The sequence below is a fragment of the Acidimicrobiales bacterium genome, assembly GCA_016716005.1.
Taxonomy (GTDB): Bacteria; Actinomycetota; Acidimicrobiia; order Acidimicrobiales; family JADJXE01; genus JADJXE01.
In genome coordinates this window covers 153687-178828 of record JADJXE010000001.1, presented here as the reverse complement: position 1 = coordinate 178828, position 25142 = coordinate 153687, and the positions used below count along the sequence as shown (strand labels likewise).

Annotated in this window: 22 protein-coding genes; 14 read left to right on the top strand and 8 right to left on the bottom strand. The window is 74.3% G+C overall.

The annotated features are described in order from the left end of the window. Positions 1-189: 189 nt before the first annotated feature. The 6 genes from IPM45_00890 to IPM45_00865 are packed head-to-tail and all read left to right on the top strand — an operon-like array spanning position 190 to position 6599. On the top strand, positions 190-1701 hold the full coding sequence (locus IPM45_00890) for an NAD(P)/FAD-dependent oxidoreductase (GenBank protein ID MBK9178124.1): 1512 nt from the start codon (positions 190-192) through the stop codon (positions 1699-1701). A gap of 19 nt (positions 1702-1720) precedes the next feature. Beyond that, positions 1721-3016, top strand: a complete 1296-nt coding sequence (locus IPM45_00885) for a glycosyltransferase family 39 protein (protein ID MBK9178123.1) — start codon at positions 1721-1723, stop codon at positions 3014-3016. Continuing rightward, positions 3013-4152 (top strand): acyltransferase, encoded by a 1140-nt coding sequence (locus IPM45_00880; protein ID MBK9178122.1) that lies wholly within the window; start codon positions 3013-3015, stop codon positions 4150-4152. The genes IPM45_00885 and IPM45_00880 overlap by 4 nt, the downstream gene beginning before the upstream one ends. Continuing rightward, positions 4149-5366 carry an acyltransferase gene (locus IPM45_00875; GenBank protein ID MBK9178121.1) on the top strand — a complete coding sequence of 406 codons (1218 nt, stop codon included), beginning with the start codon at positions 4149-4151 and terminating at the stop codon, positions 5364-5366. The genes IPM45_00880 and IPM45_00875 overlap by 4 nt, the downstream gene beginning before the upstream one ends. A gap of 43 nt (positions 5367-5409) precedes the next feature. Beyond that, complete coding sequence (locus IPM45_00870) at positions 5410-6171, top strand: glycosyltransferase family 2 protein (protein MBK9178120.1); 762 nt, start codon at positions 5410-5412, stop codon at positions 6169-6171. After that, on the top strand, positions 6168-6599 hold the full coding sequence (locus tag IPM45_00865) for a DUF2304 domain-containing protein (GenBank protein MBK9178119.1): 432 nt from the start codon (positions 6168-6170) through the stop codon (positions 6597-6599). Before IPM45_00870 ends, IPM45_00865 begins: the two co-directional genes overlap by 4 nt. 16 nt (positions 6600-6615) lie before the next feature. Here IPM45_00865 and IPM45_00860 read toward each other — a convergent pair whose 3' ends face one another. From IPM45_00860 to IPM45_00840, 5 genes are read right to left on the bottom strand one after another with little or no spacing between them, the layout of a single operon-like run. Then, positions 6616-7359: a class I SAM-dependent methyltransferase gene (locus tag IPM45_00860; GenBank protein ID MBK9178118.1), complete on the bottom strand. Its 744-nt coding sequence runs from the start codon at positions 7357-7359 to the stop codon at positions 6616-6618. Next, positions 7356-8198: a polysaccharide deacetylase family protein gene (locus IPM45_00855; protein ID MBK9178117.1), complete on the bottom strand. Its 843-nt coding sequence runs from the start codon at positions 8196-8198 to the stop codon at positions 7356-7358. Before IPM45_00855 ends, IPM45_00860 begins: the two co-directional genes overlap by 4 nt. A gap of 2 nt (positions 8199-8200) precedes the next feature. Next, entirely contained in the window at positions 8201-9124 is a 924-nt protein-coding gene (locus tag IPM45_00850; GenBank protein ID MBK9178116.1) for a GNAT family N-acetyltransferase, read from the bottom strand. Further along, positions 9121-10671: a glycosyltransferase family 39 protein gene (locus IPM45_00845; GenBank protein ID MBK9178115.1), complete on the bottom strand. Its 1551-nt coding sequence runs from the start codon at positions 10669-10671 to the stop codon at positions 9121-9123. The genes IPM45_00850 and IPM45_00845 overlap by 4 nt, the downstream gene beginning before the upstream one ends. Further along, positions 10668-11984 carry a glycosyltransferase family 39 protein gene (locus tag IPM45_00840; protein MBK9178114.1) on the bottom strand — a complete coding sequence of 439 codons (1317 nt, stop codon included), beginning with the start codon at positions 11982-11984 and terminating at the stop codon, positions 10668-10670. The genes IPM45_00845 and IPM45_00840 overlap by 4 nt, the downstream gene beginning before the upstream one ends. 68 nt (positions 11985-12052) lie before the next feature. Here IPM45_00840 and IPM45_00835 point away from each other — a divergent pair, with 68 nt between their 5' ends. Genes IPM45_00835 through IPM45_00815 form a run of 5 tightly spaced genes read left to right on the top strand, consistent with a single transcriptional unit; the run spans position 12053 to position 20584 of the window. Beyond that, complete coding sequence (locus IPM45_00835) at positions 12053-13330, top strand: glycosyltransferase family 4 protein (GenBank protein ID MBK9178113.1); 1278 nt, start codon at positions 12053-12055, stop codon at positions 13328-13330. Further along, positions 13327-17646, top strand: coding sequence for a DUF3367 domain-containing protein (locus IPM45_00830; protein MBK9178112.1), 4320 nt, complete (start codon positions 13327-13329; stop codon positions 17644-17646). The genes IPM45_00835 and IPM45_00830 overlap by 4 nt, the downstream gene beginning before the upstream one ends. Further along, positions 17643-19058, top strand: coding sequence for an MBOAT family protein (locus tag IPM45_00825; GenBank protein MBK9178111.1), 1416 nt, complete (start codon positions 17643-17645; stop codon positions 19056-19058). Before IPM45_00830 ends, IPM45_00825 begins: the two co-directional genes overlap by 4 nt. Beyond that, positions 19058-20092 carry a hypothetical protein gene (locus IPM45_00820; GenBank protein MBK9178110.1) on the top strand — a complete coding sequence of 345 codons (1035 nt, stop codon included), beginning with the start codon at positions 19058-19060 and terminating at the stop codon, positions 20090-20092. The genes IPM45_00825 and IPM45_00820 overlap by 1 nt, the downstream gene beginning before the upstream one ends. Positions 20093-20134: 42 nt before the next feature. Further along, positions 20135-20584, top strand: a complete 450-nt coding sequence (locus tag IPM45_00815; GenBank protein MBK9178109.1) for a hypothetical protein — start codon at positions 20135-20137, stop codon at positions 20582-20584. Positions 20585-20605: 21 nt separating this feature from the next. Here the strand turns inward: IPM45_00815 and IPM45_00810 are convergent, their stop codons facing one another. After that, on the bottom strand, positions 20606-21565 hold the full coding sequence (locus IPM45_00810) for a hypothetical protein (GenBank protein MBK9178108.1): 960 nt from the start codon (positions 21563-21565) through the stop codon (positions 20606-20608). 137 nt (positions 21566-21702) lie between these two features. Here IPM45_00810 and IPM45_00805 point away from each other — a divergent pair, with 137 nt between their 5' ends. Then, entirely contained in the window at positions 21703-22836 is a 1134-nt protein-coding gene (locus tag IPM45_00805; GenBank protein ID MBK9178107.1) for a prolyl oligopeptidase family serine peptidase, read from the top strand. Between the two features lie 13 nt (positions 22837-22849). Here IPM45_00805 and IPM45_00800 read toward each other — a convergent pair whose 3' ends face one another. Then, positions 22850-23632 carry a class I SAM-dependent methyltransferase gene (locus IPM45_00800; GenBank protein MBK9178106.1) on the bottom strand — a complete coding sequence of 261 codons (783 nt, stop codon included), beginning with the start codon at positions 23630-23632 and terminating at the stop codon, positions 22850-22852. A gap of 120 nt (positions 23633-23752) precedes the next feature. On the opposite strand from IPM45_00800, the gene IPM45_00795 reads away from it, so the two are divergent. Then, positions 23753-23974, top strand: coding sequence for a hypothetical protein (locus tag IPM45_00795; GenBank protein ID MBK9178105.1), 222 nt, complete (start codon positions 23753-23755; stop codon positions 23972-23974). Between the two features lie 6 nt (positions 23975-23980). On the opposite strand, the gene arfB is transcribed toward IPM45_00795, so the two are convergent. Beyond that, positions 23981-24400: an aminoacyl-tRNA hydrolase gene (gene arfB, locus IPM45_00790; GenBank protein ID MBK9178104.1), complete on the bottom strand. Its 420-nt coding sequence runs from the start codon at positions 24398-24400 to the stop codon at positions 23981-23983. Positions 24401-24430: 30 nt separating this feature from the next. On the opposite strand from arfB, the gene IPM45_00785 reads away from it, so the two are divergent. Beyond that, complete coding sequence (locus IPM45_00785) at positions 24431-25117, top strand: alpha/beta fold hydrolase (protein MBK9178103.1); 687 nt, start codon at positions 24431-24433, stop codon at positions 25115-25117. The last annotated feature ends 25 nt before the right edge of the window (positions 25118-25142 follow it).

The window sequence follows — 25142 nt, the reverse complement described above, 5'->3', positions numbered from 1 at the left end:
ACCGGTGATCGTAACCCTGCCGTCACGGCCGCCTCCCGCCCTGGGCGGGACCGGCGGGAGCCGGCCCGGCCCGGGCCCCTGCGGGGATTCGGCCCGGCCAGGGGGCCCTCACTATCCTGGGTGGTACCCGGACGCGGGCCAGACGGCAGCTCGTCTCTCTCCGCGCCCAACGATCGCTGGAGAGACCGCATGGCCGACCCCACCGGCACCACGTCGGGCCCCGCCCGGGGCAGCAACGTCGTGATCATCGGCGCCGGCCCCGCGGGGCTCACGGCTGCGTACAAGCTGGCCCGGCGAGGCGTCACGTCGACCGTGCTCGAGGCCGACTCCGTCGTCGGCGGGATCAGCCGCACGGTCGAGCGCGACGGCTGGCGCTTCGACATCGGCGGCCACCGCTTCTTCACCAAGGTGCAGCCGGTCGAGGACCTGTGGCACGAGATCCTGCCCGACGAGGACTTCCTGATGCGCCCCCGGATGAGCCGCATCTTCTACCGCGGCAAGTTCTTCGACTACCCGCTCAAGGCCATGAACGCCCTCGGCGGCCTGGGCATCTGGGAGTCGTTCCTCTGCGTGATGTCCTACGTGTGGGTGCGGATCAAGAAGCCCAAGGACATGACCACCTTCGAGGGCTGGACCGCGTCACGGTTCGGCTGGCGGCTCTACCGCATCTTCTTCAAGACGTACACCGAGAAGGTCTGGGGCGTTCCGGCCACCGCGATCCAGGCCGACTGGGCCGCGCAGCGCATCAAGAACCTCTCGCTGTTCAACGCCATCGTGAACTCCCTGCTCCCGAAGCGGAACCAGAAGGACATCACCTCGCTGATCGAGGAGTTCCAGTACCCGAAGTACGGGCCGGGCCAGATGTGGGAGGTGTGTCGCGACAAGGTGGAGGCGGCAGGGACCAAGGTGCTGATGAACACCGGCGTCGTGAGCATCCACCACGCCGGCGGCAAGGCCGTGGCCGTCACCGCCGAGACCGACGGCGTGACGACCCGCTACGAGGCGAGCGACATCGTGTCCTCGATGCCCATCAACTCGCTGGTGAAGGCCATGGATCCCGCACCTCCCGCGCACGTCCTGGGCGCAGCCGACGGCCTGAAGCACCGTGACTTCCTCACCGTGGCCCTCGTCGTACCCGAGCGGTTCGCGTTCCCCGACAACTGGATCTACGTCCACTCCCCCGAGGTGAAGCTGGGCCGGGTGCAGAACTTCGGCTCCTGGTCGCCCTACCTCGTGAAGGAGGGGCGCACCTGCCTCGGCCTCGAGTACTTCGTGAACGTGGGCGACTCGGTGTGGGAGATGGACGACGACGACCTGGTGGCCATGGGTGCCCAGGAGCTCGCCCGGCTCGGCCTCATCACCGACACGTCGATGGTCGAGGCGGGCTACGTGGTCCGCATGCCCAAGGCGTACCCGGTCTACGACGCCAGCTACCGCGACAACGTCGACGTGCTCCGCGAGTGGCTCGGCCACCACGCCTCCAACGTCTACCCCGTGGGCCGCAACGGCATGCACAAGTACAACAACCAGGATCACTCCATGCTCACGGCCATGCTCTCGGTGGAGAACATCCTCGACGACGCCGGCCACGACGTCTGGATCGTGAACGTCGAGCAGGAGTACCACGAGGAGGGCGAGTCGGTGGAAGGCGGTCCCCGGGAGACCGGCACCGGTCGTGCCGCTCCCGTGATCTCCGCCTGACGCGGCGCCCGTCGGCGACGTGGGCCGGGGGGGCACGTTCGAGAAGCGCCTCGCGCTGATCGTCGTCGGCGCGCTCGCCCTGCGGGTCCTCTACGTGCTGCTGGCCAAGCGCGACGAGCCGGTGATGGGCGACGCCATCTTCTACAACGCGGCGGCCAACACCCTGGCCGACCTCAAGGGCTTCGTCGATCCCTTCCACCCGGGACGGCAGGCCGCCGACCACCCGCCCCTCACCATCGTGTTCCTCGCCCCGGTGTCGCTGCTCAGCGGTGACAGCCTGCTGGCGCAGCGCCTCGCCATGGCCACCGTCGGCGCCGCGGGCGTGGCGGCCATCGGCCTCCTCGGGCGGCGGGTCGCCGGTGAGCGGGTCGGGCTGCTCGCAGCCGCCGTGGCGGCCGTCTACGCCAACCTCTGGATGAACGACGGCCTCGTCATGTCGGAGTCCCTCGCCACCGTCGGCGTGGCCGTGGTGCTCCTGTGCGTCTACCGCTTCCTCGCCCGGCCCTCCGCCAGGGCTGCAGCCCTGCTGGGGCTCGCACTCGGGGTCACCGTCCTGGCCCGGGCCGAGGTGGCGCTGCTGCTCCCCCTGGTGGTGCTCCCGGCGGCCCTGGGGGCACGGGAGCTGAGCCGCGCCGAGCGCTGGCAGCGGCTGGCGATCTCCACCCTCGTGGCCGGCGCGGTGGTGGCGCCGTGGGCGCTGTACAACCTGGCCCGGTTCGAGGAGCCGGTGGTCATCTCCACCAACGACGGCCTCACCCTGGCCGGCGCCAACTGCGAGTCGATGTACTACTCGGGCGGCATCGGCCTGTGGGACCTGCGCTGCGCGCTCGACCTGGTGCCGGGGGGCGACGAGCGCGCCTTCGGCGACCAGAGCCAGGTGTCGGCCCACTACCGGGATCACGCGGTGGCGTACCTCCGGGACAACCTCGACCGGCTCCCGGCCGTGCTCGCGGCACGCGTCGGGCGGGTGTGGAGCGTCTACGAGCCCGGCCAGATGGTCTGGTACAACCAGGGCGAGGGGCGGGAGGCCTGGGCGTCGCGGCTCGGCCTGTGGCAGTACGGCGCGCTGCTGCCCCTGGCCGTGGCCGGCGCCGTGGTCCTCCACCGGCGAGGCGTGGCGATCTGGCCGCTCGTGGCCACGGTGGTGCTGGTCACCCTCACCGCGATGGCCTTCTACGGGCTGGCGCGCTTTCGCGTCCCAGCCGAGGTCGCCATCTGCGTGCTCGCCGCCGCCGCCCTCGACCAGGGCTGGCGACTGCTCGAGCGCCGACGGGCCGCCGGCCGGCGCGCCGACCGGGAGCCGGCGGTCGTATGAGCGATCAGCGGGACGGGCAGGGCGCGGCCCCCCGTGCCTTCCACCTCGGCTACCGCCCCGAGCTGGACGGGCTGCGGGCCGTGGCCGTGTTGGCCGTGATGGCCTTCCACGCCGGGCTCTCCTTCGCCGCCGGGGGGTTCCTCGGCGTCGACGTGTTCTTCGTGCTCAGCGGCTTCCTCATCACCAGCCTGCTCCTCGAGGAGCGCCAGGTGCGCGGGGGCATCGCCCTCGGACGCTTCTACGCCCGGCGGGCCCTGCGTCTGTTCCCCGCCCTGGTGCTGGTGGTGGTGGCCTGCCTGCTCTGGACCGGGCTGGCCGAGAGCTCGGCGGTGTTCGTGCAGACCGCCAAGGACGCGGGGATCACCGCGGTGTACGCCATGAACTGGATCGCGGCCCTCACCGACCGACCGCTGCTCGGGCTCCTCGAGCACACCTGGTCGCTGGCGATCGAGGAGCAGTTCTACCTCGTGTGGCCCCTCACCCTGCTGGTGCTGCTCGGCGGCCGCCGCACCCCCCGGGCCGTGCTCGTCTTCTGCACCGTCGCACTGGTGGGGGCGCCGCTGCTGCGGTTCGCCCTGCTCGACGGGCCCGGCACCTACGCACGGGTCTACAACGGGCTCGACACGCGAGCCGACGCCCTGCTCGCCGGTTGCCTGGTGGCCACCCTGTACACGCTGCGGCTGCTCCCCGGCCCACGGGCCCTGCGGCCCTGGCTGCAGGTGCTGGGCGGCGCCGCGGCCGTCGCCCTGCTGGTGCTGTTCCGCTACTCGGCCCGCGACCTGTTCCTCTACCGGTGGGGGCTCACCCTCGCAACGGTGTCGGCTGCGGTGCTGATCGCCGCCCTGGCCGCAGCCCCGGGCGGGCTGCTGGCCCGCCCGCTGCGGCTGCGGCCCGTGGTCTGGGTGGGGCGTATCTCCTACGGCCTGTACCTCTGGCACTGGCCCGTCTTCGTGATCGCGAACCAGGGGCGACTGGGCTGGGGCCTGTGGCCCACCACCGCGCTGCGCGTCGCGCTCACCTTCGCCTTCGCGACGGCGTCGTTCTACCTGTGGGAGCGGCCGTTCCTGCGCCTCAAGAGCCGCCTGGGCGGCACCGCGTCGGCCAGCGGCCGCCCGGCCGTGGCGGTGGCCGCGTGAGCCCCACGCCCCCGGTCGACACCCCGGGCGTGGTCACCCACTTCCCGAACCTCGACGCCTACCGGGCCATCGGCATGACCATGGTGCTCATGGCCCACACCGCCTACGCGACGGGGTGGAGCTTCAAGCCCGGCATCGGCCCAGTGCTCTCCCGCATGGACGTCGGCCTGCCGCTGTTCTTCGTCATCTCGGGGTTCCTCATCTACCGGCCGTTCGTGACCGCCGACCTCCGCGGGCGGTCCCCCGTCGCCAACGGGCGGTTCTACCGGCGCCGGGCCCTGCGCATCGTGCCCGGCTACTGGTTCGCCCTCACCGTCGTCATCGTGTTCTTCGGGCTGCAGATGCAGAACCTCGGCGACTGGCTCGTGTACTACGGCTTCGCCCAGACGTTCGACCCCGACCGCGCCTTCGGTGGCATCACCCAGGCCTGGAGCATCGGCGTGGAGGTCACCTTCTACGCCCTGCTCCCCCTGTGGGCCTGGCTCACCCGCAGGGTGACTCGGGGCCTGGCGCCGCTGCGCCGGAGCCAGGTGCTGCTGGCCGGCGCCGCCCTGCTCTACCTGGGCGGGGCCGCCTTCCGCGTCGCCGTGGTGTGGTCCGACCCCTCGTGGGCGCCGCGATCGGTGTTCTGGCTGCCGATGCACCTCGACTTCTTCGCCATCGGCATGGCCCTGGCCGTGGTGAGCGCCCGTGAGGCCCTCGGCCTGCCGGGCTGGCGGTTCACCGACCGGTTCGCACGCATGCCCGCGGTGTCCTGGCTGGTGGCGCTGGGCTTCTTCGCGGTCGTCACCCGGTTCCAGCCGCCGCCCCAGCCGGGGGTGATCGCCGGGAAGGAGTACGTGTCGCGCCAGCTCCTGTACGGGGCGGTGTCGCTGTTCTTCCTGCTGCCGGCCATGTTCGGCGAGCAGCACCGCGGGGGCGTGCGGGCCTTCCTGCGCCTCCGCCCGCTGGTGTTCCTGGGCACGGTCTCGTACGGCTTCTACCTGTTCCACCTGGCCGTGCTCGAGAAGGTCCAGGACGCGGTGGGCGCCGGCCCCTTCCAGGGGAACGTCTGGCAGATCACGGCGCTCACGTTCGCGGGCAGCCTGGTGCTGGCCTCCGTGAGCTTCTACCTGGTGGAGCGGCCGTTCCTGCTGCTGAAGGATCGGCGCCTCCGCGAGGTGCTGCGCTTCGGCCCGTGGGCCCGGCGCGCCGAGGTGCTCAACGAGGCCTGACGGCGGAGGTCCCGACCAGACGGGCGCCTACGCTGGTCGGGCCATGCCTCCCTCCGACACGTCCGCCACCCCGGCACCCCGCGGCACCGGTCGCACCCTGGTGATCATCCCCGCGTGGAACGAGGAGGAGGCCCTTCCCGCCGTGCTGGCCGACCTCGCCCGGGTCGTGCCCGACCTCGACGTCGTCGTGATCGACGACGGGTCCGCCGACCGCACCGCCGCGGTGGGCCGTGCCGCCGGCGCCACCGTCCTCCAGCTGCCCTTCAACCTCGGCATCGGCGGCGCCCTCCGCACCGGCTTCCGCTACGCCGTCGACCAGGGCTACGAGCGGGGCGTGCAGTTCGACGCCGACGGCCAGCACGATCCCCACGAGATCGCCAGCCTGCTGGCGTCCCTCGACAGCGGCGTCGACATGGCCATCGGGAGCCGCTTCGCCGGCAAGCCGACCACCTACGACGTCGGACGGGTCCGCCGTCGGGCGATGGGCGTGCTGCGCTTCGCGGTGAAGCAGTTCTCGGGCCAGAGCTTCACCGACACCAGCTCGGGCTTCCGCGCCTTCTCCCGGCCCGTGCTCGAGTTCTTCGCCCGCACCTACCCGTCCGAGTACATGGAATCCGTGGAGGCCCTGCTGCTGGCCTGCTCGGCCGGGTTCCGGGTGGCCGAGGTACCCGTGCACATGCGGGGCCGCGACGCCGGCGCGCCCTCGACCAGGCGCTTCCGGCTGGCGTACCACTACGTCCGGTTGCTGCTCGTCATCGTCGTGAGCGCCCCTCGCCGGCGCCGCCTGCAGGAGATCCCCTCATGAGCGACCGCGCCCACGTGCTCGTCATCCTCGTCACCGCCCTGACGCTGCTGTTCATCCTGCGCCTCGTGCGCCACCGCCAGATGCGGGCCAAGTACGCCATGCTGTGGCTGCTGGTGGGGATGGCACTGCTGGTGCTCGCCATCGCACCGTGGCTCCTCGAGCCCGTCTCCCGGGCCGTCGGGATCGCCTACCCGCCGGCCATGTTCCTGCTCGTGGCCATCGCGTTCCTGTTCGTGGTCGTCGTGCACTTCAGCTGGGAGCTGTCGCGCCTCGAGGATCGGTCTCGCAAGCTGGCCGAGGAGCTGGCCCTGCTGCGCACCGAGCTGGCCCGGCGCGACGTCGCCGAGGACGCCGAGGCCGCCGCGTCCGTGCCGATGTCGGCCGTCGCCAAGGGTTCTGCGTCCGAGATGGCCCGGGAACCGGACTGATCCGGCCGCGGAACCCTCAGCGGGGGCGGCCGGTCACCGGCCGGGCGACCACGATCAGCCCGTCGGCACCGAACGGGGCACCCAGGCGGCCGAGCAGGCGTTCGAGGCCCAGGACGGTCCGGGCGGCCAGGACGAGGGCCCGGGCCCGCGCCCCCGGTGCCGCCAGCTCCTTCACGGCGGGCACGTAGGTGGCCGTGCCGACGGTGTCCCAGCCGTGGCGGGCGAGGAGCGCGGTGAGCGTGCGCCACGTGAACATCACGACGTGGTCCGGGTGGTTCACCTCGAACCCGGCGAGCGAGGCGGCCACGTTGAGCAGGCCGTAGGCGTTGGGCGTGCTGAGCACCAGCACCCCGTCGGGGGCGACCAGCTCGTGGACGCCCTCGAGGAACGACCCCGGGTCGTCGAGGTGCTCGATCACCTCCCCGGCCAGGACCACCTCGGCCTTCGCCAGCCCGAGGGCCCGGAGCGCCGCCGGGTCGCGGCAGTCGGCCGTGTGGGCCTCGAAGCCGCGGGACCGGGCGTCGGCGACCCCGTCGGCGTCGAGGTCGATCCCCACCAGGCGGTCGGTGACCCGGGCCAGGTGCCCGTGCAGCCACGTGCCCGCCTGCTCCTGCACGTTCCGACAGCCGGCGTCGACGAAGCCGATGTGCACCGTGCTCCGCCCCCTGGCCAGCGCGCAGAGGTAGGGGATGCGATCGACGACCCGCGCCTGCGGGAGCCGGTGGAGCATCTGCTGCTGGGTGAACTCTCCGGTGCTCACGGGCGCTCCTGCGGGCCGAAGGCGGTCTGCGGGGCGGCGGCCGACCCGACCCGCTCCCCGAGCGGCGGCCCGGCCCGCCCGGCGAGCAGCCGCTCCACCCTGGTCAGCATGCCCCGCCGGTTCAGCCACAGCAGCCGGCTCCCGAGCCGGCCGGCGTCGGGGACCACCCAGTAGGGCTCGCCCGCGTCGAAGTCGTAGGGGTGGCAGTAGATCCACGGGGTGGGGCCGGCCGAGCCCGAGGCCAGGCCGGCGCGCACCACCGCCCACGGCAGCACCCGCAGGTACACGCCACCCAGGAAGGGCACGGCCAGCGGCCCGGCCCGCAGCAGCGGGCACGGCAGCTCGACCAGGCCGCTGGGCCAGGTGAACGGCACTCGGGGGGCACCGGGCCAGCCGAACAGCGGGTTGCGGGCCGCCAGCACGCTGGAGGAGTACGTGAACCCCACCTCGCGCAGCACGTCGGGGGCCCATCGCGACCCTGGCACCAGCGAGAAGGTGGGCGCCCGGAAGCCGAGCACCGGCCGGCCAGCCAGGTCCTCGAGCAGCGCCCGCCCCCTGGCGGCGTCGGCGCGGAGCTCGGCCGGGTCGAGGGTGGTCAGCGGGACGTGGCGCCAGCCGTGCAGCCCCAGCTCGTGACCGCGGGCCGCCACGTCGCGCACCAGGCGCGGCTGCTCCTGGGCCACCTCGCCCACCACGAAGACGGTCGCCCGCACCCCGAGGTGGTCGAGGTGGTCGAGCAGCCGCCGGGTGACGTCGGGGAACCGGGCCGGCACGTCGGCCGACGGGCGGTGGTCCTCGAGGTCGAGGGTGAACGTGATGGCGGCGCCGGACTGAGGCACGGTCAGTAGGCGTCGAGGTCGAGGAACTCGAAGGTGTCGAGGGCCAGGGCGTCCTGGTCGACGTCGGCGGCCAGGCCCCGCAGGATCAGGTTGAGCGGCGACGGCTGCAGCCGCCGGGGCGGCCGGACCCCGCGCACCGCGACGTGGGCGTTGAACCCCGCGTACACGGCGTAGGGGGCGCGGTGGTGCCGGCAGATCGCGGCGATCATCTGCCGGGTCGACGAGCGGGCGGGCGGGCGGGCGCGGGGCAGCAGCTTGAGCACCACCGCGGCCGGGATCCCGAAGCCCTTCGACCGGGTGCTCACGGCCAGCAGGTCGGGAGAGGCGTGCACCACGTAGCTGGTGTGGGGGCACGAGAGCCGCCAGCGCAGGTACTCGGGCGTCCAGCGGTTGGCGGGATGGGTGGCGGGGAGGCTGTCGAGGTCGGCCGCGAAGGCGGCGAAGGCGGGCGACCCGAGGAAAGCCGGCGTGACCGGGTGGTGCGTGATGCCCCGCGTCCGGGTCCCGAGCGGCGCCACGACCCGCACGGGCAGGGGCCCCCACAGGCGCCACCCCATGTACTTGACGACGGCCCCGACCGACTTGTCGTTGGCCACGCCCACCACGAAGCGGTAGCCGCGCGCCGCCGCCTCCTCGTAGATCTCGAGGCCGATCTGGGTGAAGTAGCCCTTGCGCTGGGTGCCCGACCGGACGACGGCGTTGAGCGAGAACACGCAGGGCACGGACCCGTCGGCGTCCCGGTACTCCTGCGGGATCACCGCGTAGTGGGCGACGCGCACCCCTGCGTCGTCGATGCTGCGCTGGATGGCCGTCCCGTGGGGGTTCTCCTCGTAGAGCCAGCGCAGGTAGGCCTCGTCGGCGAAGCGCGGGTCGGGCAGCTCCGCGTCGAGCAGCTCGGTGCTGGCCCGCAGGTCGTCGGCGGTCACGGCTGCACGCCCACTGGTTCCTCCCCACGCTGCGACACGGCCTCGGGAGACGCCGAAGACCCCTCGCCCGGCCCGGTCCGCGCCGGCCATCGGCGGCGCAGGATCGCGTCGATCCCGACCGCGGCGGCGGCCACCAGGGCGACGTCGGCGGGCAGGCGGTACCGGAGGATCCCGAAGCTGGTGGCCGCGGCGATCGTGACCACGGCCGCCATGCCGAGCAGCGGGCTGAGCGGGAGCCTGCGCCGACGCAGCACGACCAGCCCGTAGACGGCGGGCGCGAGCAGCGCGTAGTACGCGACCAGACCCAGGCGGGTCGGCCACACCCCACGGCCCTCGATCTCGGCGTCCCAGCGGATGGTCTGCAGCGGCCGGTAGACGTTCCAGAGGCGCCCCACCCGCGCGGCGACGACCACGGGGAAACGGGCGAGGTGGTCCCTGGTGTACTCGATGGCCTGCCGGCGGGGGATGGCGTCGCGCTCGCTCTCGTCGAGCTCCAGGGGATCGGGCCAGGGCCCGGTGAAGCACGTGGCCCAGTAGCCGGTGTACTCGCCGTAGAACGCGGTGTCGCAGCTGGCGGCCGACAGCACCGCCCCCGTCGAGGAGGTGAGCAGCACCGGTTCCCGGAACCGGGCGAGGTTCCAGCCGACCCACGGCGCCATCACGGCCGCGCCCACCGCGCCGGTGACGGCCACCAGCGCGACGCGCCGCCGCCAGTCGAGCTGCTTCAGCCCCAGCAGCACCAGCGGGAGCACCGAGAAGGCATACAGCAGGACGGTCTCGGCCCGGGTGAGGGCGAGCACGGCGATGGCGCCGCCCAGCATGCCGGCGCGCAGGAGGGTGGGCCGGTCCCACAGCCGGTACCCGAGCAGGATCACGAGGGCGGCGAGGGGGGCCACCAGCGACTCGGACATGAGCATGCCGTCGTTCGCCCACAGCACCGGGTAGAGCGCGCCGATCCCGCAGGCGAGCAGCCCGGCGCGAGGGCCGCCGAGGCGCAGCGCGACCAGCCCGAGCAGCGGGGCGACGCACGCCCCCACCAGCGAGAGGACCAGGCGCTGGGTGGTGGCCGACTCGCCACCGAGCGCCGAGACCGCGCCGACGAACAGGGGGTAGACCGGCGGCTTCCCCGCGCTCTGCTCGTAGAACGGCTCGGGGAAGGTCGCGAAGCCGGGATCGGTCACCGACGCCAGGAAGGCCGCCGGGTTCACGAACCAGTGGCCCCGGACGATCAGGTTGCCCTGCAGGTACCCGAACAGCGCGTCGCCCCAGACGCGAAAGCACCCGTCGGGGCCCTCGTCCTCGAGCAGGCGCGGCACCTGCAGCCCGTCGTCGGGGTTCACTCCCGGCGCGGCCACGACCTGTTCGGGCACCCGACCGGTCTGCACCTCCGGCACCGGGCACGTGGGCCGAGCCTCGAGCACGACGTACCACCGCAGCCCGACGCCCAGCGCGAACAGCAGCGCCAGGACCACCCAGAAGCGGCGGCCCGGGCCCGAGCGCCGCGAGGCCGCGGGGCTGGGGGCCGATGCGTCGAGCAGGGTGGTCACGGTGCCATACCGGCGACCGCCGGCTCCCGGGCGGGCGGCTCGTCCCCGTCCGCGGGCGCGCTCGACCGCGCCCGCACGAAGGCGTCCACGCCCACGCCGGCCAGCACCACGAGGGCCACGTCACCGGGGACCCGGTAGCGGGTGATCCCGAAGCTCACCGCCGCGGTCAACGTGGCGACGGCCAGGAGGGCCACGAACGGCACGATCGTGACCCCGCGCCGGTGCAGCACGTACAGGCCGTAGCCGGCCACGGGGACCAGCACGTAGTACATGGCGAGCCCCGCCCGCGAGGTCCACAGCCCCCGGCGCTCGAAGAAGGTGTCGAAGCGGATCCCCTGGCCGGGACGGAACACGTCCCAGAGGCGGCCCACCCGGGCCGCCACCACGACGGGCAGACGGGACGCGTGGTCGCGGGCGTAGGTGAGGCCCTGCCGGCGCCCGGCGCGCTCGGCGACCGACTCGTCGCCCTCGGGCCAGTCCTCCAGGGCACAGTCGATGTGCCAGTAGCCGAGGAACTCGCCGCCGTAGGTGCGGTCGCAGTTGGCGATGGCGAGCACGAACCCGGCGCCGTTGGTGACCAGCACGGGCCGGTCGAACCGGGCGTTGTTGTAGATCACCCACGGCGCCAGCACCGCGAGCCCGGCCGCACCGGTGAGGGCCACCAGCGCCAGCCGCCGGCCCCAGGGGAGGGTCCGGACCAGGAGGAACAGGGGCAGCGCGAGCAGCCCGAACAGCGCCAGGGCCTCGGCGCGGGTGAGGGCCGCGAGCGCGATGATCGCCCCGAGCACGAGCGCCCGGCGCGCGTCGGGCCGCTCTCTCGCCTCGTAGGCCGCCAGGAGCACCAGGGCGAGCATGGGCACGTAGAGCGACTCGTTGAGGAGCATGCCGTCGTTCACCCACAGCACCGGGTACACGGCCGCGAGCGCCGCGGCGACGAGGCCGGCCCGGTCACCGGCCACCTTGCGGCCGACCAGCCCGAGCAGGACCACCCCCAGCACACCGAGGAGGGCCGAGGCCAGGCGGTGGGCCAGCACCGAGGTGCCGCCCAGGGCGGACACGACCCCGAGGAAGACCGGGTAGGCGGGGGGCCAGCCGGCGGTGGGCACCAGCTCGCCGGTGGCACGCCACGCGAACGGGTTGGCGAACCACAACCCGTCGGCCAGGGCCCGTCCCTGCCAGTGGTAGTAGAAGTTGTCGCTGAACCCCAGCTCGAGGTGCCGCTGGGCCAGCAGGACCACGGCGAACCGCACCAGCAGCGCCGCGACGGCCACCACGGCCAGGCGGGCGGGGAAGGTCCGCAGGCGTCGCCGCACGACCGCTGATGGTAGCCCCGCGGTCGAGGCCCCCCGGGGTGCGCGCCGGGGCCTGCCGTCCAGCCCGGATGCCCGCACCGGGGCCGCCGCCCTGCTGGGAGGGGCTGGGGCCGGTGCCCTATGCTCTCTCCTTCGTGCGCGAGCCCATCGAGCCTCCCGTGTCGGAGGGCGCCATCGCCAAGCTGGGCGACGTCGCGGCCGCAGCCGGCCTGCGGCGGATCCACATCCTCGCCTGGCGCGACCTCGACGACGTCGAGGCCGGGGGTTCCGAGGTGCACGCGGCCACCGTCGCCCGCCTGTGGGCCCAGGCCGGCATCGAGGTGTCGATGCGCTCCTCGTTCGCGCAGGGACACCCCGCCGTGATCGAGCGCGACGGCTACCGCGTGGTGCGCAAGGCCGGCCGCTACCTGGTGTTCCCCCGCGCCGTGCTCTCGGAGCTCTCGGGCCGCAGCGGCCCCCGCGACGGGCTGGTGGAGATCTGGAACGGGATGCCGTTCTTCTCCCCCCTGTGGTGCCCCGGGCCCCGCATCGTGTTCCTGCACCACGTCCACGCCGAGATGTGGCGCATGGCGCTGCCCCCCAACCTGGCCCGCGCCGGGGAGCTGCTCGAGCGCCGCCTGGCACCGCCTCTCTACCAGCGGTCGCGCATCGTGACCCTGTCCGAGTCGTCGCGCCGCGAGCTGGTGCACGACCTCGGGCTCCGGCCCGATCGGGTCACCGTGGTCCCCCCCGGCATCGACCCCCGCTTCACGCCCGGGGGCGAGCGCTCGGCCCGGCCGCTGGTGGCCGCCGTCGGCCGCCTGGTGCCGGTGAAGCGGTTCGACCTCCTGATCCGCGCCGTCGCCGACGCCCGGGCGCACATCCCCGACCTCGAGCTCGAGATCGTCGGCGAGGGCTACGAGCGGCACGCCCTCGAGCACCTCGTCGCCGACCTCGGTGCCGAGGGGTGGGTCCGGCTGGTCGGGCGGGTCGACGACGCCGGCCTGGTCGACCTGTACCGGCGGGCCTGGGTCGTCGCCAGCACCTCCCTGCGGGAGGGGTGGGGCATGACCCTCACCGAGGCGGCGGCCTGCGGCACGCCCGCGGTGGCCACCCGCATCTCGGGGCACGAGGACGCCGTGGTCGACCGCTCCACCGGCCTGCTCGTCGACGACGAGGCGGAGCTGGCCGGCGCCATCGAGCGGATCGTCGCCGACCGGGCCCTGCGGGAGCGCCTCGGTGCGGCGGCCCTCGCCCGGGCGGCCACGCTCACGTGGGAGGCCACCGCCCTCGGCACCCTCGAGGCCCTGGCCGACGAGGCCGGACGCAACCGCCTGCACCGGCTGCGGGGCCGCGTCGGCGCATGACGCCCGCGCGGAGCCGGCTCCGGCGAGCCGCTCCCACCCTCCTCCTGGCGGCGGTCGCCTACGTCCCGCTGCTGCTGACCCGCCCCGGGCGGGTGGGGGCCGACACCAAGACGTACCTGTACCTCGACCCAGGCCGGCTGCTGGGCCGGGCCGCCTCGCTGTGGGACCCGAACATCGGGCTGGGGACCGTGAGCCACCAGACGATCGGCTACCTGTTCCCGATGGGGCCGTTCTACTGGCTCCTCGACACGCTGGGCCTCCCCGACTGGGTCGCCCAGCGGCTGTGGCTCGGCACCGTGCTGTTCGCGGCGGGCGCGGGCGTGCTGTTCCTGCTGCGCACCCTGCGCTGGGAGGGCGGCGGGGTGCTGGTCGCCGCGCTCGCCTACCAGCTCAGCCCGTACGTCCTCCACTACGCGTCGCGGATCTCGGTGATCCTGCTGCCCTGGGCCGCCCTGCCCTGGCTGATCGCGCTCACCATCCGCTCGGTGCGCCAGGGCGGCTGGCGATGGCCCGCACTGTTCGCGCTGGTGGTGCTGTGCGTCGGGAGCGTCAACGCCACCGCCCTGCTCCTGGCCGGGATCGGACCGCTGCTCTGGCTGGTGTTCGCGGTGTGGGTCGACCGCGAGGTGAGCCTGGGCCGGGCCCTGGCCGCGGCCGCCCGCATCGGCGTGCTCACCGTGGGCGTGTCGCTGTGGTGGATCGCGGGCCTGCTGCTGCAGGGCAGCTACGGCATCCCGATCCTGCGGTACACGGAGACCTACGAGGTGGTCGCCGACGCGGCGCTGGCGCCCGAGCTGCTCCGCGGCCTCGGGTACTGGTTCTTCTACGGCAACGACAAGCTGGGCCCCTGGATCCAGCCGAGCGCGGCCTACACCGAGCGGCTGGCGCTGCTCGCCGTGAGCTACCTGCTCCCCCTGCTCGCCTTCGCCGCCGCCGTGCTGACGCGGTGGCGCCACCGCCCCTTCTTCGTGGCGCTGGTGGTGGTCGGCACGTTCGTGGCCGTGGGGGCGCACCCTTACGGCGATCCCTCGCCGCTGGGCGCCCTGTTCAACGCGTTCACCCAGCTCGACGCCGGCCTGGCCTTCCGCAGCACGCCCCGGGCGGTCCCCCTCCTGGCCCTCGGCACCTCGGTGCTGCTGGGCGCCGGGGTGGCCGCGGTGGGGCGGCGCCTCCCCCGGGCGGGCACCGTGGCCGGCGTCGGCGTGTGCCTGCTGGTGGCCGTGAACCTGCCCCCGTTGTGGCTCGGCCAGGTGGTCGACCGCAACCTCGACCGCCCCGAGGAGCTGCCCGCGCACTGGCCCGAGGCCGCCGCCTGGCTCGACGCCCGAGGCGACGGCACCCGGGTGTGGGAGCTGCCGGGCAGCGACTTCGCCTCGTACCGCTGGGGCAACACCGTCGACCCCGTGACACCCGGCCTGATGGACCGGCCCTACGTGGCCCGCGAGCTCATCCCGTGGGGCTCGCCGGCCTCGGCCGACCTGCTGAACGCCATCGACCGGCGGATGCAGGAGGGGGTGTTCGAGCCCGCGTCGCTCGCCCCCATCGCCCGGATCATGGGGGTCGGCGACGTCGTGCTGCGCAACGACCTGCAGTTCGAGCGCTACCGCACGCCCCGGCCCGACCTGCTGTGGCAGCAGCTGCGGGGCGCGCCCGGCTTCGAGGAGCCGGTGGGCTTCGGCGACCCGGTCGCCAACACACCGGTCCCGGCGCTCCCCCTCGTCGACGAGATCGCGCTGGGCGCGCCGGCCGACCTGCCCCACTCCTCCCCGGTCGCCGCCCTGCCCGTCACCGATCCCCGGCCGATCGTGCGCACCACGTCGGCCGAGCGCCCCCTGGTGCTCGCCGGCGACGGCGAGGGCCTGGTCGAGGCGGCGGCCGCCGGGCTCCTCGACCCCGACCAGGTGGTGCTGTACGCGGCGTCGATGGCCGGCCGGCCCGACCAGATCCAGCAGGCCCTCGACGACGGTGCCGACCTGCTGGTCACCGACTCGAACCGTGCCCGCGGGCGGCGGTGGGGCACGGTCCGGGAGAACACCGGCTACACCGAGCGGCCCGGCGAGGCGCCCTTGCGCGACGACCCGAGCGACAACCGCCTCGACCTGTTCCCCGGTGCCGGCGACGACGACGCCACCGTCGCCCTCCAGCGCGGCGGGGCCACGGTGTCGGCCACCGCGTACGGCAACCCCGTCACGTTCACCGCCGGCGACCGGGCCATCGGCGCCCTCGACGGCGACGTCACCACCGCGTGGAAGGTCGGGGCGTTCGACGACGTCACCGGCGAGCGCCTCCAGATCGTGCTCGACCAGCCGGTGACCACCGACCGCGTCGCGCTCCTTCAGGCGCTCGGACCGCTGCAGAACCGTTGGATCACCGAGGTCCGGCTCCGGTTCGACGGCGGCGACCCGGTCAGCGCCGCCCTCGGCCCCGAGTCCCGTGGCGAGCCGGGACAGGTGGTGACCTTCCCGCCCCGCACCTTCACCACCCTCGACATCGAGATCCGAGAGACCGACATCGGCCGGCGTCCCCGCTACGACGGCGTGAGCGGGGTCGGCTTCGCCGAGGTGGGCATCGGCGACCTCCGGCTCACCGAGGTGGTCCGCCCCCCCACGTCGTTGCTCGACGCCGCGGGGGCCTCGTCGATCGGGCACCGCCTCACGTACCTGCTCGCCCGCCAGCGCTCCGACCCCCGCGAGCCGGTTCGCGACGACGAGGAGCGCAGCCTGATCCGGCTCCTCGAGCTGCCCGTCGGCCGCTCGTTCCACCTCACGGGCACGGCGCGGCTGTCTGCGCTCGTCCCCGACGAGGACGTCGACGCGCTCCTCGGCGTGCCCGGTGCCGACGCAGGCGGGGTGACGGCCTCGTCGTCGGGCCGGCTCCCCGGCGACCTCGGGGCCCGCGCCGCGTCCGCCCTCGATGCCGACCCCGCCACCGCGTGGATGCCGGCGCTGGGCCCGCAGGAGGGCGGCTGGATCGAGGTCGAGCTCCCCTCGCCGATCACCCTGGACGGCCTCGACCTGTCCCTCCTGGCCGACGGCCGGCACTCGGTCCCGACCCGCCTGGGCCTCGAGGTCGACGGCCGGCCGGCCGGCACGGTCGAGCTGCCCCCGGTGACCGACGGCGAGCCCGGCTCGGTGACCGAGGTGCCGGTGACCTTCCCGGCGGTCAGCGGCTCGACGCTGCGGTTCACGGTCGATGCCGTCCGCCCGGTGACGTCGATCGACTGGTACTCGGGCCTGCCCGTCACCCTGCCGGTGGGCATCGTCGAGCTCGGCCTCGACGGCGTACGGATGCCGGCGCTCCCGGCAGAGCTGCCGGGCACGTGCCGCGACGACCTCCTCACGATCGACGGCGAGCCGGTGCCGGTGCGGATCACCGGCACGACCGCGGACGCGGTGGCCCGGGACGGCCTCGCCGCGACCACCTGCGACCCAGACGGCGGCCCCGTGCGGCTCGACGCCGGCAGCCACCTGCTCCGCACCGCCCAGGGCCGGGACACCGGCATCGGCGTCGACATCGACCGCCTGGTGCTGGCCTCCGAAGCGGGTGGGCGGCCGGCCGTCTCGCCGGCGCCGCCCGTGCCCGCCGGGCCGACCGTCGAGCTGGTCGACGAGGGGCGCACGGCCACAACCGTTCGGGTCACGGGCGCCGACGACCCCTACTGGCTGGTGCTCGGCCAGAGCTTCAACGCGGGGTGGCAGGCGACCGTGGACGGCGGCGGGTCGCTCGGCGACCCCCGGCTGGTCGACGGCTTCGCCAACGGGTGGCGGGTCGATCCGGCCACGGTGGGCGCCGACGCCGTCATCCACCTGCGCTGGGCCCCCCAGGGGATCGTGAGGTTCGGGCTGGCCGGGTCGGCGGTCGCCGTGGGGGCCTGCATCGTCCTGCTCGTCGTGGGCGGTCGGCGCCGCCGCCCGGTCGACGAGCAGCCGCCCGAGCGGCCGGAGCCCGTCGACCCCCTCGATGCCGGGGGAGCGCCCCCGCCCACCCGCACGGTGGCCGTCGCCGGGGTCACCGCGGGGCTGCTGGCCGCGCTGCTGATCGGGCCGCTGGCCGGCGTGCTCGTGGCCGGTGGCGCCGTGGCCGCCCTCACCACCCGGTGGGGCCGGGTCGCCGTGCGCGTTGCGGCGGTGGGTGCCCTCGCCCTCGCCGCGCTGTACGTGCTCGTCCAGCAGTACCGCCACCAGTACCCGGCCGACTTCATCTGGCCGAAGAACTTCGAGCGCACCCACCTGCTCGGCCTGCTGGCGGTGGCGTTCCTCGCGGTCGACGCGATGGCCGGCCGCCTGCGGCTCGCGCCGGCAGGCGCCGAGCGGTGAGCTTCAACTCGATCCAGTACTTCGTGCTGCTCGGCGTCGTCTTCGCCGTCTACTGGCAGCTGCGGCACCGCTGGCAGAACCTGCTGCTGCTCGCCGCCTCGTACCTGTTCTACGGCGCGTGGGACTGGCGCTTCCTCAGCCTGCTCATGATCTCCACGGCGATCGACTACGCCGTCGGCCTCAAGATCAGGGCGACCGAGGACGAGCGGACCCGGCGGGGGTGGCTCGCGGCGTCGATGACCGCGAACCTCGTGATCCTCGGGTTCTTCAAGTACTTCGGCTTCTTCGTGGAGAGCGGGGCCGCCCTCTTCGCGCGCCTCGGGTTCGACGTGGGTGAGCCCGTGCTGTCGATCGTGCTGCCCGTGGGGATCAGCTTCTACACGTTCCAGTCCATGTCGTACGCCATCGACGTGTACCGCCGGGAGCTCGAGCCGACCCGCAACCTGCTCGACTACGCCACCTTCGTCGCCTTCTTCCCGCAGCTGGTGGCCGGCCCCATCGAGCGGGCCAGCCGGCTGCTCCCCCAGATCACCCACGAACGACGCTTCCCCGACGGCGAGCAGCTGACCTCCGGCATCACCCTGATCCTGGTCGGGCTGTTCAAGAAGGTGGCCATCGCCGACGTCATGGCCCCGCTGGTGAACCAGGCCTTCGGCTCGGCCGGGACCGCCAGCGGCTTCACCGCCCTGGTGGGCGTGTACGCCTTCGCGCTGCAGATCTACGGCGACTTCTCGGGGTACTCCGACATCGCGCGCGGCTCGTCGCGCCTGCTCGGCATCGAGCTGATGGTGAACTTCCGGGAGCCCTACCTCTCGCGGAGCATCACCGAGTTCTGGCGCACCTGGCACATCTCGCTGTCGACGTGGCTGCGCGACTACCTCTACGTGCCGCTCGGGGGGAACCGCCGCGGCAGGCTCCGCTCGTACGTCAACCTCATGGCCGTCATGCTCATCGGCGGGCTCTGGCACGGCGCGTCGTGGACGTTCGTGGCGTGGGGCGGGATCAACGGCGCGTACCTCGTGGCCGAGCGCGTCGCCGCCGACGCCGGGACGGCCCGGCACCGCCATCCCATGCGGCGGGTGCCCACCCTGCTCAAGATCCTCGTGACCTTCAACCTCACGTGCCTGGCCTGGGTGTTCTTCCGGGCCGCGTCGTTCGCGCAGGCCGGTGAGATCCTGCAGGCGATCCTCACCCGCTTCGGGGGGCCGGTCGACGTCGACACCGTGGCCCTGCTGGTGTTCGCCGCCGCCGCCGCCCTGGTGCTCGACCTGGCCACCCGGGCCAGCGAGGACGACGCGCCCATCGCCGCGCTGTCGCCGGCGTGGCGGGGCGCAGCCGCGGTCGCGCTGATCGTCCCCATCGTCGTGTTCGCGGGCGGCACGCCCGTGCCGTTCATCTACTTCCAGTTCTGATGCGCCGCGGCCTGCTGATCACGCTCGGCGTCGTGGCCCTCGGGCTCCTGCTCGCCGAGGGGGCGGCGAGGGTGCTCGCCCCCTACCTGCCCGAGCCACCCCTCTGGCACGACCGGGCCACCGCCGTGAAGGCGAGCCAGATGGACGAGCTTGCCTCGGGGGGCGGTTGCGTGCCGGTGGTGTTCGTGGGCAACTCGATGACCCGCGACGCGCTGGTGCCCGAGGTGTTCACCGCGGCCGACCCCGCCCGGCGCCCGGCCTACAACGCCGCCCTCGACGCCGCCACCCCCGCCCTGCTCGAGCGGTGGGTGACCGACCAGGTGGTGCCCCGCCTGCACCCCGACACCGTCGTGATCGGGCTGTCCAGCTTCGACCTCAACGACAACGCGTCGATCGGCCGGGCCGCGCTGGCCGGCTACGAGGAGGCCCCACAGTCGCGCTCGGACGTGTGGGGTCGGCTGCAGGCGCCGTTCCTCCGGTGGTCGGACCTGGTGCGCTACCGCACCGAGCTGCGTGACCCCGGGGTCGTGTGGGGGGCCCTGGGGCGCCTCCGGCGCCAGCAGCGCGAGCCCCGCGACGGGCCGGAGGGCATCCCCGGCATCCTCGGCCCCCTGGGCGAGGGCCTCTCGCGGCGCGACCAGACCTACACCGGCAGCCCCGGCGTGCAGCAGTTCGTGCGCTCCGAGCTGCTCAACGACTTCGCCGTCGGGGGGCGCCAGGTGCGTGCCCTCCACCGCACGGTGACGACGCTGCAGGACGAGGGCGTGCAGGTGGTGCTCCTGCTGCTGCCCGTCACCGACGACTACGTCGCGCTGCATCCCGAGGGCTCGGCCGACCACGACGCCTTCGTGGCCGCAGTGGAGCAGGTCGGCCGGGAGACCGGCGCCACCGTGGTCGACGGTCGCGAGGTGGTGCGCGACCCCACCTCGTTCGCCGACACGCACCACCTCAACGCGCAGGGCGCCGACCACCTCAGCTCGGTGATCCCCGGCCTGCTCCCCGACCCGCCCCGTCCCGTCGCCTGCGAGCCGTAGGCCGCCTGGCGGCAGGACCGGCGGGGTGCCACGATCCCCGGCATGAAGCGCCTCGCCCTGGTCCTGCTCGCCGCCGCCCTCGTGTTCGCCGCCTGCGGCGGTGACGACGACGACGGCGGCTCGGCCGGCACCGCCGCCGAGGGCACCACGAGCACCGACGGCGGCGCGTCCGGCGGCGCCGACCTGTCGGGTCTCACCACCTACGCCACCATCGCCGAGATGCGCGACGCCCTGGTGGCCGATGGCATCGCCTGCGAGCTCGAGTACGAAGGCCTGCGCGACGCCGAGAAGGAGGTCAGCATCTGCACCATCGAGGGCGAGTTCGCGCAGCTGACCGTCTGGCTCGACCCCAGCATCGTGGAGGACCTGGTCGGCGCGTCCGACGGCACGCTGGCCGTCGGGGCCAACTGGACCGTCGACGTCGACACCGCCGCGACCGCCGAGACCGTGGCCGAGGCGCTCGGCGGCGAGGCCCCTCCCGTCGCCGGCTGACGGGCCGCCCCGACAGCCCGTTCAGCCGAGGGGCGGTGGGCACTCCTCGGGCGGGTAGGGCGGATCGACCCGCCAGTCGCCCCGCGGCCAGCCCGGCGCCAGCCGGATGCCCCACTGCTCGGCGATCCACGCCAGCACGGGCGCGGCCAGGCGGGCCGAGCCGTCGACGCACAGGTGGAGCCCGTCGAGGTTGCGCCAGCGCACGAGGCGCCCGCCCTCGTCCAGGCCGAGATCGGTGTAGCCACCGTCCGGGCCCGCCAGCGCGGCGGCACCGTCGAGGTACGTCAGCTCGGGCCAGGCCGGCTCCAGGTCGCGGTAGGCACGGTTGAGGACCGCGAACTGCACGCTGCGCAACCAGTCCGAGACCGCAGGCATGCCCACCCACGCCACGTCGGCACCCCGGCTGGTGATCAGCCGCATCCAGGGCTCGAGCACCTGCGACGTGTAGACCGGCTGCCAACCGGGATCGAGGGGTGACAGGCCCTGGCGGGTGCCCTCGCCCCCCACCACCATGTTCTCCCAGGTGCCCACCAGCAGCACGATCAGCTCGGGATCGCTCTCGTCGAGCCGGCGCTGCCACAGCACCTGGATGGTCGCGTCACGGGCGATGCTCGGGTTCAGGACGAACTCGGCCCGGGCCTGGCCACCGTTGTTCAGGGCCCACAGGAGGGGCTCGGCCAGGTCGTAGGCGACGGAGTCGCCGGTGACGATGACGCGCAGGGGGTCGTCGGCGGTGGGCCGGCGACCGCCGGGCGGGAGCGGGAGGGTGGTGGACGTCGTCGAGGTCGTCACCGCCGGGAACGACGAGGGCAGCGAGCCGCGGGCTGCGGCCGAGGTGGTCGCGGCCAGCACCGCGTCAGCCGGATCGGGGACCGTCGACGCCCCTGCCGCCGCCGCGGCGACCAGGGCCCCCGTCGCGACGAGCAGGACGGGCAGCAGGAAGCGGGCTCGGGCGGCGCGCAGGGCGCGCGGTGCTCGCACGAGGGGAAACCCTGCCGCAGTCGCACCCCGCGGGGCAAGGCACCTCGCTGCGGGCTCCCTCCTGCCGATCAGACCCCCGTGCGCCCCGTCACGCCCCCGCCACCGCGATCGCGCCGCCCGCGACTAGGAACTCCGCCGTGCGCGCCGCGCTGAGAGCCGGGTTCGTCGCCCTCGCGCTGGTCGCTGCGGCCTGCGGCGGGGACGAGCGGGAGGTCGCACCGGTGTCGGCAGTGCCCGCGAGCCCCGGCGCACCCGGCGACGTCATCTCCGCCGAGCCGATCGACGCGCCCGACGGGGCCAGGGCGTGGAGGGTCGTGTACCACTCCACGGGGCTCGACGGCGCCGACATCGCGGTCACCGGGATGGTGGTCGCGCCCGACCGGGAGCCGCCGCCCGGCGGCTTCCCGGTGGTGAGCTGGGGCCACCCCACGCAGGGCACGGCCGACCGGTGCGCACCCTCGGTCGACGGCACCGACAGCATCACCCTCCTCGAGCCCCTGGTCGAGGCCGGCTACGTGGTGGCGGCCTCCGACTACGAGGGGCTCGGCACGACCTCCCCGCACCTGTACCTGGTGGGCGACAGCGAGGGCCGGAGCGTGCTCGACGCCGCCCGGGCGGCCCAGCGTGTGGCCGGCAGCGGCGCGTCGCCCACGTCGCCCGTGGCCCTGTGGGGCTTCTCCCAGGGCGGCCACGCCGCGCTGTTCGGCGGGGAGCTGGCCCCCGCCTACGCTCCCGAGCTCGACCTGCGGGGGGTGGCCGCCGCCGCGCCGGTGAGCGACGTGGGGTCGTTCGCGGCCCGGGCCGAGGGGTGGCCGGAGCAGTTCGGGGTGCTCGTCACCATCGCCTACGCCTTCCACCACGCCTACGACGACCTGCGCATCGGCGACGTCCTCACGCCCGCCGCCGTCTCCGACCTCCCGCTCCTGGAGCAGACGTGCCTCGACCGCGTGCTGGCCGTCTACGACCGCCCGACGGCCGAGGTGCTCAAGCAGCCGCCGGCCACCGCCCCCGGCTGGCCGGCCCGCTTCACCGAGAGCCAGGTGGGCAACCGTCCGATCCCGGCGCCGGTGCTGGTGATCCAGGGCACCGACGACGTGATCGTGTACCCCGACACGGTCGCCGCCATGGCCCAGCGCCTGTGCGCCAACGGCACCGCCGTCGACGTTCGCCTGAAGCCGGGCGAGGGGCACGGCGTCGCTGTGCAGGGCGATCTGCTCCCCTGGCTGGCCGAGCGGTTCGCGGGCGCCCCGGCCGCCTCGACGTGCCCCTGACGGCAAGCGGCGGTCAGCGACGGGGCGAGCGCGCCACCCCGAGCAGCACCTCGGTGGTGGGGGTGATGACCTCGGTGGTCGTGAAGTCGTCGGCGGTGATCCCCGAGGTCCCACCCGACATCGAGCCCGACAGCAGCCGGTACGCCACCCGGCGGGCCGTGGCGTGCAGGGCCACGTAGTACCGGCGGGGCAGCCGATGGCGCAGGTCGAACACGTCGAGGGCGAGGAGCCGTCGGCCGGCCCGGCGGCGCTGCTCGAAGTCGGCCTTCACCGCTGCGCTGCCGTCGAGGCCGATCACCTGCACGTCGTCGAAGGAGCGCCCGAGCATGGCGCGCAGCCCGTCGGGCTCGAACAGGTGGACGTGGTAGGGGTTCTCGAAGTCGGCCGGCGCGTTGGGCGTGAGGAAGAAGGCGGCGCCACCCGGCGCGAGCACCCGGCTGACCTCGGCCACGTGGCCCTCGGGCCGCTCGAAGTGCTCGATCAGGTGCGAGGAGCACACCCAGTCGAAGGCGCCGGTTCGCAGCCCGATGCGCGCGCCGTCGCAGCAGGCGGTCTGGAGGCCCCGCGGGCCGTAGGTGGTGCGGGCCGCCGCCGCCGTTGCCGGGTCGTAGTCGATGCCGACCACGGCGCGGCCACCGCCCAGGAAGCCGGCCGTGCCGTCCCCGAGCCCGCAGCCCACGTCGAGGAACCGGCCGGGCCCGATCCGCTCGAGCACCTGGCGGTAGCCGGCGGCGTGCAGGCCGAGCAGCGAGTCGGGCGTCTGGCCCTCGATGGGCCGCTCTCCGGTGAGCTTCACGTGATCTCCGGGCCGTCGCGGGCGGGACCCGCCGAGTCTACGGGCGCCTGTGGACAGGACGCGAAAGACACAGGGTTGTTCCCCTGGATGCCCACAGGGAGGCATCCGTACCGTGCGGGCATGTCCTTCGAGGTGCTGCTGCTCGACGAGTCGGCCGAGCGGATCGACGAGGCCGACACCTACCGCCAGGAGGGGCCGCTCACCACCTTCTTCCGCACCGGTCCGGGCCGGACCGTGGTCGACGCGTGGAGCGAGCGGATCGCCAGCTTCCGGACCACCGAGATCCGCCGGATCCGGCGCGTCGACGAGGCCCCGGCCGGCCGCCTCCGCGCCGTCGAGTAGGACCGCCTACTCGTCGACGTCGGGCGAGGGCCGGCGGCGAGCCGCCTTCCGTCGGCCCTGGCGGCGCTTCTCCTCGAGGCGGCGGCGCTCGGCCGCCGGCGACGGGGTGGTGGCGACCCGCCGGCGCTGCTCGCGCAGGGCCACCTCCAGACGCGAGCGCAGCCGCTCGAGCGCGAGGTCGCGGTTGCGGGCCTGCGAGCGGGTGTCGGACGCGACCACGCGGACCTCGGGGCCCAGCCGCTCGAGGAGCCGGGCCCGCTGGCGGGGGCCGAGCGAGCCCGATCGGGCCACGTCGAACACCACCTCGGCGCGGGTGTTGGCGGTGTTGGCGTGCTGGCCGCCCGGACCCCCGCTGGCCGAGAAGCGCCACACCAGCTCGTCGAGGGGGATCCGGCAGGTGCGGGTCACGCGCAGCTCGTCGGCCACGGCGGCACGCTACGCGTACGCTCCCTCCTCGTGCCCGATCCCCCGGTCGTCCTCGTCCACGGCTTCGGCGGCTCGTTCGCCACCACCTGGCAGGGCCCCGGCTGGGACGCGCTGCTCGTCGACGCCGGGCGCCGGGTGATCGGGGTCGACCTGCTGGGCCACGGCAGCGCGCCCCGCCCCCACGACCCCGCGGCGTACGTCGACCTGGGCGCGCGCGTGCGCGCCGCCCTGCCCGCCGAGGGCAAGGTGGACGCCATCGGCTTCTCCCTCGGCGCCCGCACCCTGCTCGAGGTGGCGACGTCGCTCCCCGAGCGGTTCGAGCGGCTGGTGGTGGCCGGGGTCGGCGACAACCTCTTCCAGGACGTCGACGTCGAGCCGGTCGCGCGCGCCGTCGAGGGCGGGGGCGACGCCGGCGACCCCCAGCTGGCCCGCCTGTTCGCGCAGTACGCCGGCGCACCCGGCAACGACCCGGCCGCCCTCGCCGCCTGCCTGCGCCGTCCGGTCGGCCCCCTGGATCCAGCGGCGCTGGCCGTGGTGACGTGCCCCGTGCTGGTGGTGCTGGGCGAGCGCGACTTCGCCGGCCCGGCCGGCCCCCTCGTGGCCGCGCTCCCCGACGCCCGCCTCGTCACCCTGCCGCGCGTCGACCACTTCGCCACCCCGGAGGCGTTCGGGTTCATCGACGCGGCCCTCGGGTTCCTCGGGGCCGTTCCGGCCTGACCGTCCCGGCCGGACCCGGCGACGC

Coding starts and splice junctions, on each gene's coding strand:
- IPM45_00890 (MBK9178124.1), top strand. CDS start 190: ATGGCCGACCCCACCGGCACCACGTCGGGCCCCGCCCGGGGCAGCAAC.
- IPM45_00880 (MBK9178122.1), top strand. CDS start 3,013: ATGAGCGATCAGCGGGACGGGCAGGGCGCGGCCCCCCGTGCCTTCCAC.
- IPM45_00870 (MBK9178120.1), top strand. CDS start 5,410: ATGCCTCCCTCCGACACGTCCGCCACCCCGGCACCCCGCGGCACCGGT.
- IPM45_00865 (MBK9178119.1), top strand. CDS start 6,168: ATGAGCGACCGCGCCCACGTGCTCGTCATCCTCGTCACCGCCCTGACG.
- IPM45_00835 (MBK9178113.1), top strand. CDS start 12,053: ATGCCCGCACCGGGGCCGCCGCCCTGCTGGGAGGGGCTGGGGCCGGTG.
- IPM45_00830 (MBK9178112.1), top strand. CDS start 13,327: ATGACGCCCGCGCGGAGCCGGCTCCGGCGAGCCGCTCCCACCCTCCTC.
- IPM45_00820 (MBK9178110.1), top strand. CDS start 19,058: ATGCGCCGCGGCCTGCTGATCACGCTCGGCGTCGTGGCCCTCGGGCTC.
- IPM45_00815 (MBK9178109.1), top strand. CDS start 20,135: ATGAAGCGCCTCGCCCTGGTCCTGCTCGCCGCCGCCCTCGTGTTCGCC.
- IPM45_00795 (MBK9178105.1), top strand. CDS start 23,753: ATGTCCTTCGAGGTGCTGCTGCTCGACGAGTCGGCCGAGCGGATCGAC.